Below are 15,509 nucleotides of genomic sequence, written 5' to 3'. Positions count from 1 at the left end.
GCAGGGCGGTGACTCCAGTGGGAATAGCACGTGTCTGAAGACTCACCGGAAGTGGGTTTCTTCCGGAGAGGCTGAAGCCGTGCCCACGGAAAGCATCCGCCCGAAGCGATCCCGGACGGCGATTATTGCACATACTTGAAGAAAACAGCCGAGAAGTTAGTTCGCAGTTTCTTTCAAATATGATAAAAAGAAAATTTCCCTACTATGTTTTAACTTTTGTTGGATAGGCTAAATAGTATGCATGAAACATCGGAAAAGCAGCGCATCACTAACCTGGATTAAATTTCTGTGCTATATTAGATAGTGGAAATATACGTTTAGAGGGAGATTGATACGATGGGAATACTGTCGTTTTTACTCGGACTTATAATCGTTTTAAATATTGCATTGGGTATTTCTATTGTATTTTTGGAAAGGAAAGATCCAACGTCTTCATGGGCATGGTTAATGGTATTACTATTTATTCCCATTGCTGGCTTTATCCTTTATTTAATTTTTGGTAAACCAATAAGCAATAGACGAATTTTCACCTGGGATAAGAAAAGCAGGCTGGGTGTGAAAACGACTGTTCAATCGCAGCTGCGTTCCTTGGAGGATGAGGATCTCCATTTTAATGATGAAGCAATGCAGGAGTATAGCGATCTGGTGTATCTACTATTAAGAAATGACGATGCTATTTTTTCACAAGATAATGCGGTAGAAATTTATACCGATGGAGAAGAAAAATTTGAAGCGTTGATTCAGGATTTGCAAAAGGCAAAAGACCATATTCATATGCAATACTATATTATGAGAAGTGACGAGCTCGGTCAGCGTTTAGCAGAGGTTCTCATAAAAAAAGCGAATGAGGGTGTTGATGTACGAGTGCTCTATGATGACATGGGATCACGTTCTTTAAAAAGAAGCTATGTAAAGCGATTAAAGAACGCTGGTGTTATGGTAGAGGCGTTTTTTCCTTCTAAGCTCATCATCAACTTTAAAATAAACTATCGAAATCATCGTAAGCTAACGATTATAGATGGGAAGATTGGCTATATTGGTGGTTTCAATGTTGGTGATGAATACCTCGGAAAAAGCAGGAAATTCGGATACTGGCGTGACACGCATCTACGTGTAATGGGGGAAGCTGTTCAAAGCTTACAGACTCGCTTTATTCTCGATTGGAATCAAGCATCCAAAAATGATATTCTATATGATGATCGCTACTATAACACGAGTACAAGTGGAGACGTAGGCGTTCAGATTGTTTCAAGCGGTCCGGACACAGAATGGGAACAAATAAAAAATGGCTATATTAAAATGATTATGGCGGCAAAGGAATATATTTACATTCAAACACCTTATTTTATACCAGATGAAAGTGTGAAAGATGCATTGCGAATTGCTGCATTATCCGGTGTAGATGTGAAAATTATGATTCCGAATAAACCAGATCATCCATTTGTGTACTGGGCAACGTTGTCCAGTAGTGGAGAACTATTAACGGCTGGTGCAGAGGTATTTATTTATCAAAACGGTTTTCTCCATGCGAAAACAATTGTCGTCGACGGGAAAATTGCATCAGTAGGGACTGCAAACATTGATGTTCGCAGCTTCCGTCTCAATTTTGAAGTAAATGCATTTTTATATGATACCGAAATAGCTGATCGGCTAGTTCAAAAATTTAACAATGATATTAAATTATCGACACAAATGACGAAGAAGCTGTATGATCAAAGAACAATCGGCATCCGATTTAAGGAATCAATTTCTAGACTAATTTCGCCAGTGCTATAGTACGTTCCAAAAAGAAGCAGTAACTTATAGTAAATGGCAAGTCATCGGGAGGACAAGAATATGGAAGCAAAACCATGCTCAAACTCATTAGCAATTAAAACAACACACGTACTTCCGCCAGATACAAATGCTTTTGGTACATTATTTGGTGGAAAGTTAATGGCGCATATCGATGATATAGCAGCAATAGCGGCCGTGAAGCATGCAAGGAATCCTGTTGTAACTGCATCAACGGACTCGGTTGATTTCCTGGCACCTGTAAAAGTTGGCTATTCGATTTCAATCGAGGCATTTGTTACATGGACACATCATACATCGATGGAAGTTTTTGCGAAAGCAGTAACAGAAGATTTAGTAACAGGAGAAAGAAAGGTCAGCGCGACCGCGTTTATGACATTTGTAGCTATTGATGAAAATGGAAAACCTGTCCCTGTACCATCTGTTTATCCAGAAACAGACTTAGAAAAAATGCTCCATGAAAATGCAGCATTACGTGCTAAGCGCAGGGGAGAAAGAAGACGACATTCTCAAGATCTCGCCAAAACCTTTGGTACAAAATACGCAATGGAATAAAAAATTGAGTCAGGCATAATGAAAAAAGGCTGTTGCAAGCGCGACAGCCTTTTTTCATTAGTCTTTTAGCTTTTCAGTATCTTCTTCAACCTCATCAGGGCTAACATGGTCATCAGCCCAAGATTGAATTTCCTTAATTACTGGTTCTAAGTCTTTCCCTTTTTGAGAAAGAGAATATTCAATTCGAACAGGGAATTCAGAATAAATATTCCGCTCCACAATTCCTTCTTTTTCAAGTAGTTTTAGTCGATCGGACAGCAGCCTGCCGCTAATTGGCAAATCAGCTTCCATCTCGGAGAAGCGTTTTGTTCCCTTTAATAATTCAAATAAAATTAAACCAACCCAGCGTGTACTAAGGAGCCCCATCGCCTTTTCAAAACGTGGACATAATTTCTCCATTATGATCACCTCATTCCTATACGATCATTTCAATTTGCTTTATATTAAAACATTACAGTGATTACAAAAAGTAACTTCTATACTATTATAATATCATAAACTGCTAATACCGTAAATAGAACTGACCTCGCGTACTGTTACCGGTAGATAGGAATTTGAAAATGAAGAAGGTTATTTTGGCAATTTTCGGTTGATTATGGAATAATGACTATATGGTACATTCATCCCAGTAATAAAAGACATACTATTTAAAAAGTAATGACTTTTAGGTGAAGCCATTATCTGATAATCTTGGAGGTTTGAATTATGGTTAGTCAAAAAACACAAGAGAAATATGCAGAATTAGCATTACGCACAGGTGTTAATTTACAAAAAGGGCAAGCATTAATGATTAACGCACCACTTGAAGGAGCAGATTTTACAAAAATCGTTGCTCATAAGGCTTACGAATTAGGTGCGAAAGATGTTCATATTAACTGGGTCGATGACGAATTGACTTTATTAAAGTATGAAAACGCTCCAGATGAAGTTATTGAACATTTCCCGGAATGGCGAGTGAAGCTTCATGATACATTTGCAGAAGATGGAGCGGCGATATTACACATTCGTTCAACAAACCCTGATTTATTACAAAATATTGATCCATCACGTGTTGCTAAAGCAAACAAAGCTGCAGCAGAAGCAATGATTAATTTCCGTAACTATACAATGAACGACAAAATCCCTTGGTCCATCATTTCAATTCCATCAGGTGATTGGGCACAGAAAATTTTCCCTGATAAGCCAAAAGAGGATGCAGTGGAAAGCCTTTGGGAAGCTATTGTAAACATTGTGCGTGTAGATCAGGAAGATCCAATTGCCGCATGGGATAAGCATAATGCAACATTAAAAACAGCACGTCAGGTTTTGAATGGGAAAAACTACCAAAAACTGATTTTCAACGCACCTGGAACGGATCTGGAAATGGAGCTTCCACAAGGACATATTTGGAAAGGCGGATCTGCTGAAGCAGAAACAGGTGTTACATTTAATCCAAATATCCCAACAGAAGAAGTTTTCTCTATGCCGCATAAATATGGTGTCAATGGAACAGTAGCGAGCACCAAACCTCTTAACTACGGTGGTAGCTTAATCGATAATTTCAGCCTGACTTTTAAAGATGGTAAAGTTGTTGATTTTAAGGCGGAAAAAGGGGAAGAAGTACTAAAGCATCTGCTTGACTCGGATGAAGGAGCGCGCAGATTAGGAGAGATTGCATTAGTTCCAGATGAATCTCCAATATCCCAATCAGGATTAGTTTTCTACAACACATTATTTGATGAAAATGCATCTTGCCATATCGCTTTAGGAAAAGCATATCCAACGAACTTGGAAGGCGGTTCTAAAATGAGTGCAGAAGAACTTGATAAACATGGTGTCAATGATAGCTTAATCCACGTTGACTTTATGATTGGTTCTGCGGACATGAATATTGACGGTGTAAAAACAGATGGAACAACAGAAGCAGTATTCCGCAATGGAACATGGGCTTTAAATGTAAAAGGTGAATAAATAATAAAAATCCAGCGCTCGCATAAGCGCTGGATTTTCACTTGTCCAGGAAAGTATCCCAATGCTATCGCTCGAACCTGCCATCTATCTATGACACCGTCCTACCAAATAAAGCACCATCTATCCATTCTATGACACCAATCTGCCAAATAAAGCACCAACAATTCACGTTACTACACTGACCTACATCAACTCATTCTTAACCAACACAGCTTTAATTTTCGTATAATCATATTCCTCTGGCAGCAATTCTTTCAACGGCTTTAGCTTTGGTTCCTCAAGCTTTTCATGAGCTGCAAGTACAACTTCTTCTTCTTGATTATTAAAAAATATCCCCCATGCTAGTGGATAGCCATCTTGGACAGCTTTAAAAATATGATTCTCAATCGTCATTTTAGAATAACCTCGAATAGTTGCGATATCTTTCAATGATTTCCCTGATTGGAACATCTGGTAGCTGATTAAGTGACTAGGTCGGTCATCTGCAGTTTTCTTTTCCTTCTGTTTCGCTGAGCTAGTATCTCCAATTCTAATTTTCTGTTTGACATCTGGATGTTCTGCACGCCAATCTTGAATAATTGCTAAAAATTCCTCGCCATACTGTTCGTATTTCTTTTCACCAATTCCTTTGATTTCAAGCATATCCTCTCTATCCGTAGGGAAATAACGGCTTAGCTCCTTTAATGTAACATCGGAGAAAAGGACATATGGCGGCACATTTTTATCGTCGGCGATTTGTTTTCGTAATGCACGTAATCTTGCAAATAGATCTTCATGGTAATCCGCATTCTCGTTCGTTGGAATTGGTGCAGTGAACATTTCAACAGGACGTTTTCCTTTTAAAACATCCACTGAATTTTGGTTCAACCGTAATGTTGGGTATTGCCCCTCCTCGGTTGCCAGTAGCTGTTCTGCAATCATGAAGTGTATCCGTTCCGTTAATTCCTTCTCTGTATACGCAGAAAGTATCCCATAGGTTGTAATTTGATCAAGGCGAAATTCGCGCAGCTTTTTATCTTTGGATCCCTTTAGAACCTTTGCTGTCATTCCGACACCAAAGCGCTCACCCATTCGCTTCACACAGGAAAGAATCATTTGTGCTTCTTCGGTAATGTCCATTTTTTCCTGGCGTTCGACACAGTTACTACAACGATTGCAGGATCCTTTTATTACCTTTTTATCAAAATAATCGAGTATAAATGACGTCAGACAGCCATGGGTATGACAGTAGTTAATCATTGCTTGCAATTTCCGGTATTCGTTCTGTTTCGATGCTTCATCCATTTGGGACTGCTCAATTAAAAACTTCTGCAGCTGCACATCCTGTGGAGAGAAGAGGAGAATACAATCACTTGGTTCTCCATCACGGCCTGCACGACCTGCTTCCTGATAATACGATTCAATGTTCATTGGCATTGCATAGTGAATGACGTAGCGAACATTCGATTTGTCGATCCCCATACCAAAAGCATTCGTGGCAATCATAATCGATTTCTCATCATGGATAAATGCAGCTTGTGCTTCCTTTCTTTCTTGTTCCGTTAAACCTGCGTGATATTTAGAAACAGAAATCCCGCGCTTCGTCAGTTGATCATATAATGCATCTGCTTGCTTTCGTGTGGCAGTATAAATAATACCGGATTCCTCCCGGTGCTCTTCTAAAAACGACCGAATGTAAGATTGCTTGTCCTTTCCTTTTACGAGATGAAAGGAGAGGTTTTCTCTTTCAAATCCGGTATTCACTACATGATCATCCGCTATATACAGCAATTCTTGAATGTCATGAATGACCTCTTCTGTAGCTGTTGCAGTTAATGCAACGAATACAGGAATGTTTGATAGCTTTTTCAAATTAGGAACGATTGAACGGTAGCTTGGTCTAAAGTCATGTCCCCATTGTGATATACAGTGGGCTTCATCAAATGCTACAAGTGCTAATGGGATACGTTTAATCACATTCACAAATGTCATAGATTCAAAGCGTTCTGGTGCCACATAAACAAACTTATAACGACGGTTTGCAACATCACGTAATCGGGCTTGTTGTTCTCCGGTAGAAAGGGAGCTGTTAATGTAGGTGGCAGGGATACCTAAAGCTTGTAGAGCATCCACTTGGTCTTTCATAAGAGAGATTAATGGGGAAATGATAATAGCGGTCCCGTCCATCGACATACCAGGGATTTGGTAGCACAGTGATTTACCACCACCGGTTGGCATCACAGCAAGGGTATTATGTAGTTGTAAAATATGATTTATTGTTTGTCCTTGCCCTGGACGAAATGTTTCGTAGCCAAAATAAGTTTGTAGAATTTTCTCTTCTTTTACTAGCGTCATTAGGGAGCCTCCTTTTCATAAAATGTAAGTGCTGCAAAGGTATGGCCTAAAGGCCGTTGAACAGAATCAAAAATTTACGGGCTGTCTTTACAACAAGGGGATGACACAAGGTCCTCCCTCGCGTTTCTATCTTTTTCACTCTTACAGCCCGTTAATCTGTGACAGATTTATTCTTATCCTAACATATTTTCGATTGGACTGTCAGTAGTAGAGCTGGAGATTACATGCCTTATCAAAGTCACTCGTACCCGTATCCATAGTCATCCCATCGCCCCTTAAAAAAGCTGAGCTTAACAGATCAACTCCTCCATTTGTCAACGAATAGTCCAATCAGGCCTCCGACAATTGCTGGAACAACCCACCCTAATCCTAAGGAGAAGAAAGGGAGAACCTCCATATATTTAGTCATCGCTTGCAGCTTGAATCCAAATGCGGTTAGTCCATCATATAGACTAAAGACAGCTGTTAGGAGAACTGCGCCGCGATAAACGGCTTTTGCGCCACCGAATAACCTATCTAAAAATGTAAGAAGAATGAGGACAATCGTTATTGGATAAATAAATACGAGCACTGGAACAGAGTAGTTAATAATTGTATTCAGTCCTTGGTTTGCAATTAGAAAGCTCAAAATTGTGACAGTTAAAATAACCCATTTATATGGGATCTTTGTCGTTTTTGAGAAAAATTCTCCGGAAGCTACGACAAGCCCAATGGATGTGGTGAAGCATGCTAATATAACGATACATCCAAGTAATAATGTTCCGAAATTACCAAAAATAATGCTCGCTGCACGGGATAAAATTTCTCCGCCATTTGTAAATTCCCCATTAATAGCCATCTTACTTCCGATCCAGCCAAGTGAGCTATAAACAACGATTAAGCTGATACCTGCAATTGCGCCAGCTTTCAAAGTAGATTTTACTAAGGCGTTTCGAGTTGTTATGCCTCTCTCTTTAAACGCATTTACAACGAGTATGCCAAATGCAAGAGCTGCAATCGCGTCCATCGTCAAATACCCTTCCATAAAACCTGTAAAAAAGGGTCCGTTTTGATATTTTTCAGTCGGAGTAGTTAAGGCAGTGTCTAAGGTGAGAAAACTGCCAATACTTAATCCAATAATAGCAATTAATAGAATTGGAGTAAGATACTGACCGATTTGATCCACCATTTTCGATGGATTGATGCTAAATAAAAAAACAAGTACAAAGAAAATAACTGTAAAAATAAATAATGGAATTGGTGAGCTCTCATTTGTAAATGGTTCAATACTCATTTCGTATGCAACTGTAGCTGCCCGGGGTATTCCAAAAAACGGGGCAATTGCCAGATAGATAATAGAAGTAAAGATCAAACCGAACAATGGGTGAACATGATCCGATAATTCCCTTGCATCATTTTTAACAAAAGAAATAGCAGTTACTGCAAGAATGGGTAGTCCAACTCCAGTAATAATAAAGCCAATTATTGCAGTCCAGTAAGCAGTTCCTGCGTCAATCCCTAATGTTGGTGGGTATATTAAATTGCCCGCTCCAAAGAATAAGGCAAAGAGCATAAAACCAATCGTGAATGTATCTTTATTCATAACATAAAGCCTCCGAGATATATGAGTAAATTAATTAATCTTCCTGATTTTGTCGTTGTATTTTGAAAATTCGTCTCATTATCAGATGATTTAAATAAATGTTTTTGCAAATTTTGCAACGAGAATCATCGTAACAAGACTGTTAGTACTTGTCAATGTTCGATGTCAATTGTTGTAGAGGACCAGTTTAGAAATGATTTTGTAAAACGTTTTATACATCTAACATATAACTTGCATTGACGATGCAACATTTTATAACCAGCATATATTTCCCATTATTTACTAAAAACGCTCAAATCATTTACATTTCATGGATACATCTATAAAATAACGTTTATAAAATTTGCTTAGGGGGGTTGAGATGGTTCCTTCATTGTTATTTGAAATCATGATCATTGGTTTACTTGGAATTGGATCACAATGGGTAGCGTGGCGTTATCGATTACCTGCGATTGTTGTAATGGCCATTACGGGATTATTAGTTGGTCCAATTTTTGGATTTATAAACCCTGAGGAAAGTTTTGGTCCGATGTACAGTCCGATTATTTCGGCGGCGGTTGCAATTATTCTCTTTGAAGGGAGCTTGAACCTAAGCTTTAGCGAGCTGCGTGGTGTAGGAAAATCGATTTTCCGAATATCAACAGTCGGCGCATTTATTGCCTGGATCCTTGGGTCTTTAACTGCTCACTATGTTGCAGGTCTTTCTTGGGCGGTAGCTTTTGTTATTGGTGGATTGTTTATTGTAACTGGTCCAACTGTCATTATGCCGTTGCTCAGACAGTCAAAATTAAAAGCAAGACCTGCTAAAGTTCTGAAATGGGAAGGAATTATCGTTGATCCAATTGGTGCATTACTTGCAGTCTTTGCTTTTGAAATCATCACATTTATTACGGCAATTGACCCTGATGGTACACAGCTTCTTATGTTTTTCGCAGCTTCCTTATTTGCGATTATTCTTGGTTGGGCGCTGGGACGTGGTCTTGGATGGATGTTTGAAACAGGACATATTCCTGAATTCCTAAAATCACCGGCAGTGGTTGTCGTTGTTATCTTTTGTTTTACAGCTGCAGATGAAGTCATGCATGAAACAGGGCTTTTATCTGTGACAGCAATGGGAATAACACTAGCTAATATGGGGATTAGTTCAATCTCTGATATGCGCCATTTTAAAGAAAATATCTCTGTGCTGCTCATATCAACGATTTTTATTATGCTTACAGCTTCCTTGGAAATGGACACGATTCTGCATATATTCAGTCCAAATATTATTGGGTATGTTCTATTAATGATGTTTGCTGTTCGTCCATTGTCCATTTTTATAGCTACAATTGGTACAGGACTATCTTTTAATGAACGGGCACTTGTTGGTTGGATTGCTCCGCGTGGGATTGTTGCATTGACGGTATCAGGCTATTTTGCAACTGTTCTAGCTGACGCGGGATATGAGGATGCTTCCATTTTAACAACATTGACGTTTGCACTTGTTATCTTTACAGTTTTGGCCCATGGATTTTCCATTGGCTGGCTGGCGAAGAAATTAGATTTATCGATGACAGGCAATCCTGGTGTGCTGCTTGTTGGCAGTAATCCATTTACAATTGAATTATCCAAATCCTTAGCGAAGGTAAATGTACCAGCAATGATTATTGATTCATCCTGGGAACATTTAAGTATAGCAAGAAAGTCGGGCGTACCCTTTTATTATGGAAATATGCTCTCTGAACAAACGGAACATCATTTAGACACGATTCCGTATGAATACCTGCTTGCCGCGACTGATGACCGAGCATTTAACTCTTTAATCTGCACGACATTCCTGCCAGAATATGGCAGGACAAATGTGTTTAAGGCGAGTCCTTACAACCAGCTTGACAATGGCTATGCAAAAGGAGTCGTTTCCAAGGTAGGTGGAAGAATCTTATTCGATAAGAAATTTCCGCTCGAAATCTTGATTGGAAAAATTGAGAGTGGTTATGTATTCCGTCAAACAACATTGACAGAGCAATTCAACTTTGAAGCGTACAAAGCAGAAAAGGATCCTTCAACTATTTTCTTATATTTAATCAAGCCTTCAGGACAATTGAAGTTTTTCTCTGAGGAAATGCGTACTGTTCCTGCAATAGGTGACAAAATCGTTAGCTTAACTCCACCAACAAAGGAGCAAGCAAAAATTCAAGCAAAATTGGAAAGTAATCGAACGTTAAACGAGTAAAAAGGGAGGGAGGAGAGCGTAATGTGCTCTCCTCCCTATTACGTTCGCCTCTTGCTTACTCATCTATTTCGTCTAGCTGGCGGTTCACCTCAGCGATTTCACCCTCCAGCCGGATTAACTGTTCTTCAGCAGAGGATACTCTGCCTTTGACATATTCCAACTTGTCCATGTCACTCTGAATCCGAACATAATCGGATTTTAATTCATCCAGTTTTGCTAGCAGCTGCAGCTTTGTCATGAATCATTCCCCCTTTGATCTGATGTGTTTATTATAGCAAAAACAGCGACTGTATTTTTTATTTCGTTAATAAAAATGAATAGATTATAATCCCTTTGCGTAGAATGGTATAGCGTATTGAAAAAGATTTCCTCTGCTAATCATTGGGAAGTATGTGCAAAAGCTATTAATCTAATGATTTTTGGGAGAATTTCCTGTACAAGCTTTCTTCAAAAAATGACTTCCAGATATTATGATAAAGAGTTATAGTATAAAGCAGAAAAGTATGCTAAAATTTTGACATATATATAATGGTATGGGGGTAATGATGTGAGTAATTGGGAAGCAAACTTTCAAAAATGGGACTCATTTGAAGGTCTCGATAAGGATTTAAAAACAGAATTACATACAATTAAAGATAATAAGCATGCACTAGAAGACGCATTTTATAAAGAATTAACATTTGGTACCGGTGGTATGCGAGGTGTCCTTGGTGCCGGTGTTAATCGAATGAACATCTACACGGTTAGAAAAGCTGTTAATGGGCTTGCGAACTATTTATTAGCAAACCAAGTTAATGTCCGTGATAGAGGTGTTGTTATTGCCTATGATTCCAGAAATATGTCAAAAGAATTTGCAGTCGAATCGGCGAAGGTACTTGGTTCCTATGGAATTAAAACACATATTTTTGAATCGTTACGCCCAACACCACTTCTTTCTTTTGCTGTTCGCTATTTGCGAACTGTTGCAGGAATCATGATTACTGCAAGTCATAATCCTCCTGAGTATAACGGATTTAAAGTATACAATGAAACTGGTGCTCAAATTGTTCCAGAAGAGGCAAATCTAATCATTGAGTCAATCCAAATGACGAAAGATGAGCTGACAGTGCCATTTTTAGAAAAGGAAGAACTAGAAGAAAAAGGTCTTCTAAATTGGCTGGGTTATGAAATTGATAATGCCTATTTGGAACGTTTGTATCATATGACGAAAATGAGCGAGGATGTCCATCAAAAAGAAAAAAACTTGCAGATTGTCTTCACCCCATTGCATGGAACGGCTTATAACCTTGTAACGAAAGGGCTTGAGCAACTTAATTTTCCGAAAGTAGCAATTGTGAAAGAGCAGGCAGAGCCAGATGCAATGTTCTCTACTGTTGCATCACCGAACCCGGAAGAGCATCAGGCATTTTCGCTGGCAATTGAACTTGGTAAAGAGACGGATGCAGATATTCTACTCGGTACGGACCCTGATGCAGATCGTTTAGGGGTAGCAGTTAAAAATAGTGCTGGTGAATACCAAGTATTAACAGGAAATCAGCTTGGGGCATTGTTGCTTGATTACATTTTATCTCATACAAATCCACAGGTCTACCAAAACCCACGTATGATTAAGACAGTTGTTTCAACAGAGCTTGGAAGAGCGATCGCAGAATCATATGATGTAAAAACGCTTGATACGTTGACAGGATTTAAATTTATTGGTGAGAAAATTAATCAATTTGACGCAACTGGTGAGACATTTATATTTGGATTTGAGGAAAGCTACGGTTACTTGATTAGCAGCTTTGCACGAGATAAAGACGCAGTTCAAGCTGCAATGATGGCAACTGAAATGGCTTATTATTGGAAGGAACAAGGAAAAACATTATTTGAGGCATTGGATGTTTTATTTGAGAGGCACGGTTATTTCTTGGAAGGAATGTCTTCCTTAACCTTAAAAGGGAAGGAAGGGTCGGAACAAATCGCTAACATTATGGATGCAATCCGCTCCAACCCACTAAAAGAGATTGCCGGAATAAAAATTGAACAAGTAGAAAACTATTTAACGAGCGAACGTATGCTAATGGCAGAAGCAAGAAAAGAAACAATTGATTTGCCCCAGGAAAATATGATGAAATTTATTTTGGAGCAAAATGCATGGGTTTGCTTACGTCCATCTGGTACAGAGCCGAAAATCAAATGCTATTACGGTGTATGTGGTAAGGATAAAGAAGATAGTGAAGCAAAGCTAACTTCATTAAAAGAAACAATGGATCAGATTATTTCCGATATATTGGAAGGTAACGAATAATAAAGCTAGATTGGATAAGCTTTCTAAAAGTGAGATTGTTTATAAACAGATTAATATGGCATGTGACCTCTGTTCAAGGATAATACTGATTAACTTTCACTTTACTGGGAATTATAATTTTAGTGATATTCATAAACATTGGTCAATGCTGTAAAGGTCAAAAGTCGTTGGTATAAAGCTGAGAAGCGCATACGACTGCTAGTTGAACAATCTCCAGAGCGAAATTTGACATTTTGCGATAATTAGGGTTTAATATTAGTAACTTAATATTTCCTAAAGGGGAGTAGCTGTACAATTTAAGTCGTCATTACGAGATAATATCTCCGGCTTAATTGGCAATGAACGTTGTTAGCGAGACCTTTACCCATCGACAGGTAAAGGTCTCTTTTTGTGTGCTTTTCCTGTTGATGAGACTACATTTTAAGGAGAGAACACATGGGAACAGAATTGATTTTGGAATATTTATGGGTTTTAGTTGTTTTGATTGGTTTGGAGGGGCTTTTAGCTGCCGATAATGCATTAGTATTGGCTATTATGGTAAAGCATCTTCCGGAAAAACAACGCAAGCGAGCTTTGTTTTACGGATTGGCCGGGGCATTTGTTTTACGTTTTGGATCATTGTTTGTTATCTCGTTTCTTGTGGAGTTTTGGCAAGTTCAAGCATTAGGTGCTGCTTACCTGTTGATTATCGCCTTTCGGAATCTATATGGTAAATTTAGATCGAAATCCGAAGATGATAGTGAAAAAGGGAAAAAGGTTATTGAGCTTAATGAAAAAGGAGAGGCTTCTCCAAAGAAATTTTGGTTTACTGTTCTTAAAGTAGAGTTTGCTGACTTAGCATTCGCAGTCGATTCGATTCTTGCAGCAGTTGCACTAGCGGTAGCACTACCAGCAACTGGACTAGGTACAATTGGGAGTCTTGATGCCGGACAATTCGCTGTCATATTCGCTGGTGGTGTGATTGGTCTAATCATCATGCGCTTTGCGGCTAACATTTTTGTTGGCTTACTCCATAAACGACCAGCTCTGGAAACGGCAGCATTTGTAATTGTAGGTTGGGTTGGTGTGAAGCTAGCGGTCTTGGTAATGGCACATCCTGATATTGCATGGATTCCATACGAATTCCCGCATTCCACAATATGGAAAACATCTTTCTATATTATACTTGTTTTAATTGCGGTTGTTGGTTGGTTTGCTTCTAGTCCGAAAAAAGAAAAAGAACAAGAAGCTTAAGAACAAAAGCGCAAGCGCCCGGTTAGCGACGTACGGACTGCGCCCCGAACTCTGGGGTGGTTCGACGAGTCGAACATTCCTACGGAGGAGATTCACTCCAAAGTATAAGATGAACTATGACTTTCGCCGTTATGGGCGAAAAGTCAAGTTCATCTAAAAGGAAACATGCCCCTTTAGGGGTATGCCGATGTTAGGCGTAGCCTGGTTTTAGTCGGCCATCCTTTTACCTAGAGTCGATGTTGACTTTCACCACAAGGGTATAAGTGCGACTAGGCCTCATGTCTTAGCCAGTCGGCAAGTCTTCTTTATCGTACGGAGGTGAGGGGAGTCTCGCTAGTCACTGGGAGCTGGAGCTGGATGTGGCTGTTTCGGTAACTAATTTATCCACAACATTCAAATTTTGTAATTTCCTAGATAATGAATAAACACTCCACTTCTTTTTTGGGAAGTGGAGTGTTTTTCTCTCGAATTAATTAATTCGTGCTATTATTCGCTGCATTGGTGGCTGCAGTAGTTGAAGCGATTGTAGCGATCATAACTGCCTGTTGTGCCTGCAGGATGGATTCTAATGTCGTTTGAAGAGTTGTTGCTGCCAGGCTCTTATTGTCAATTTTTTCATTTACGTAGAAGGAAACTGCTGTAATCAGATTCATATCCTTTTGCCATCGAAAGCTTTTTTCATTATTTAATTGATCAAACATCTGTGAAATCCCATGCATCTGAAATTGTTCTTCTGGCAGTAAACTTAGCATGCCAATAATAGGATAATACATTGGTTTTGGTCTGATACCAGTATCTCTAAAGCTATCCATTATTGTCGTAGTCCGGCTAACTAAACGACCAGCAGACGTGTTTGTATCCAATGAAAGAATATGACTTAGAAACTGCAGGTCATTCCCTTTTCGAAAACCGTTTTTACTTAATGATTCATAGTATCTTTCCATTTGTTCAATAATGTCATTGTGGTTTTCATATGCGAGCAATACAGCAAGTGGGTAATCACTTGCACTTGTGAGGAAAGGATGCTCTTGTTTCATGCCATCATAGATTTCCTTTGCTCGGGCAATCATTTGCTCCTCGTTATTTCTGTAATCGATATGAGTCAGCAATGTGGATGCAGCCAAATACGTGTAGACACCACTACTGAATTTAGCTTTTCTTAATTTATCATATAAAATGAAAAGGTTATTAATTTGATTTTCAGGACGATCAAATTTTATATCGAGTGTTGCTGCAGTAGTAAATCGTGAAGTAGACTTCATTGGTGAGAAAAAGCCAGCTCTCGCTTTTATACGATCAGCAAGCTGCAGAAATGCATCAAAGTGGAATTCTTTCTTGCTCATCACATAGATAGAAGCAATCGCCATTAAAGTCCGGCTATCGGATACCTTCCATTTCATTGCAGCGTATAGTTCGTTATAAACTGTTTTGTATTGGTTAATTTTTTCTGAATCCATCGATCATCCCGCCTTTCTTTTAAGGGGTATAGTAGTAATACGATTCACAACTGTAAAAGTTTCAGTAAATTTATGTGAATCCTGGCCCTAGTAAGTAAGGTT

Annotated in this window: 11 protein-coding genes; 6 read left to right on the top strand and 5 right to left on the bottom strand. The window is 38.9% G+C overall.

Features of this window, described 5'->3' with window-relative positions; genetic code table 11:
• Positions 1-336 precede the first annotated feature (336 nt).
• Entirely contained in the window at positions 337-1,776 is a 1,440-nt protein-coding gene (gene cls, locus MHH64_RS21535; protein ID WP_095307732.1) for a cardiolipin synthase, read from the top strand.
• A gap of 60 nt (positions 1,777-1,836) precedes the next feature.
• Positions 1,837-2,349 carry an acyl-CoA thioesterase gene (locus MHH64_RS21530; protein ID WP_095307733.1) on the top strand — a complete coding sequence of 171 codons (513 nt, stop codon included), beginning with the start codon at positions 1,837-1,839 and terminating at the stop codon, positions 2,347-2,349.
• Between the two features lie 57 nt (positions 2,350-2,406).
• Here the strand turns inward: MHH64_RS21530 and MHH64_RS21525 are convergent, their stop codons facing one another.
• Entirely contained in the window at positions 2,407-2,748 is a 342-nt protein-coding gene (locus MHH64_RS21525) for a helix-turn-helix domain-containing protein (protein WP_095307735.1), read from the bottom strand.
• A 306-nt stretch (positions 2,749-3,054) separates the two neighbouring features.
• On the opposite strand from MHH64_RS21525, the gene MHH64_RS21520 reads away from it, so the two are divergent.
• Positions 3,055-4,299, top strand: a complete 1,245-nt coding sequence (locus MHH64_RS21520; RefSeq protein WP_340002431.1) for an aminopeptidase — start codon at positions 3,055-3,057, stop codon at positions 4,297-4,299.
• Positions 4,300-4,482: 183 nt separating this feature from the next.
• On the opposite strand, the gene recQ is transcribed toward MHH64_RS21520, so the two are convergent.
• Positions 4,483-6,633 carry a DNA helicase RecQ gene (gene recQ, locus MHH64_RS21515; RefSeq protein WP_340002429.1) on the bottom strand — a complete coding sequence of 717 codons (2,151 nt, stop codon included), beginning with the start codon at positions 6,631-6,633 and terminating at the stop codon, positions 4,483-4,485.
• 298 nt (positions 6,634-6,931) lie between these two features.
• Positions 6,932-8,215 (bottom strand): branched-chain amino acid transport system II carrier protein, encoded by a 1,284-nt coding sequence (gene brnQ, locus MHH64_RS21510; RefSeq protein ID WP_118888480.1) that lies wholly within the window; start codon positions 8,213-8,215, stop codon positions 6,932-6,934.
• A 361-nt stretch (positions 8,216-8,576) separates the two neighbouring features.
• Here brnQ and MHH64_RS21505 point away from each other — a divergent pair, with 361 nt between their 5' ends.
• A complete protein-coding gene (locus tag MHH64_RS21505) occupies positions 8,577-10,427 on the top strand; it encodes a sodium:proton antiporter (RefSeq protein ID WP_095307741.1) in 1,851 nt (616 codons plus the stop codon).
• Positions 10,428-10,482: 55 nt separating this feature from the next.
• Here the strand turns inward: MHH64_RS21505 and MHH64_RS21500 are convergent, their stop codons facing one another.
• Positions 10,483-10,665, bottom strand: a complete 183-nt coding sequence (locus MHH64_RS21500) for an SE1832 family protein (protein WP_095307743.1) — start codon at positions 10,663-10,665, stop codon at positions 10,483-10,485.
• Positions 10,666-10,974: 309 nt separating this feature from the next.
• On the opposite strand from MHH64_RS21500, the gene MHH64_RS21495 reads away from it, so the two are divergent.
• Positions 10,975-12,717 carry a phospho-sugar mutase gene (locus tag MHH64_RS21495; protein ID WP_340002427.1) on the top strand — a complete coding sequence of 581 codons (1,743 nt, stop codon included), beginning with the start codon at positions 10,975-10,977 and terminating at the stop codon, positions 12,715-12,717.
• Between the two features lie 435 nt (positions 12,718-13,152).
• On the top strand, positions 13,153-13,950 hold the full coding sequence (locus MHH64_RS21490; RefSeq protein WP_340002425.1) for a TerC family protein: 798 nt from the start codon (positions 13,153-13,155) through the stop codon (positions 13,948-13,950).
• Positions 13,951-14,423: 473 nt separating this feature from the next.
• On the opposite strand, the gene MHH64_RS21485 is transcribed toward MHH64_RS21490, so the two are convergent.
• Positions 14,424-15,407 (bottom strand): DUF4003 family protein, encoded by a 984-nt coding sequence (locus tag MHH64_RS21485; protein ID WP_340002423.1) that lies wholly within the window; start codon positions 15,405-15,407, stop codon positions 14,424-14,426.
• Between the last annotated feature and the right edge of the window lie 102 nt (positions 15,408-15,509).

It is taken from the genome of Oceanobacillus sp. FSL K6-0127 (genome assembly GCF_037983385.1).
In the GTDB taxonomy this organism is placed as follows: Bacteria; Bacillota; Bacilli; order Bacillales; family Amphibacillaceae; genus Oceanobacillus; species Oceanobacillus profundus.
The sequence above is the reverse complement of the archived record's forward strand: the minus strand, read 5'-3'. Positions and strand labels throughout refer to the sequence as shown.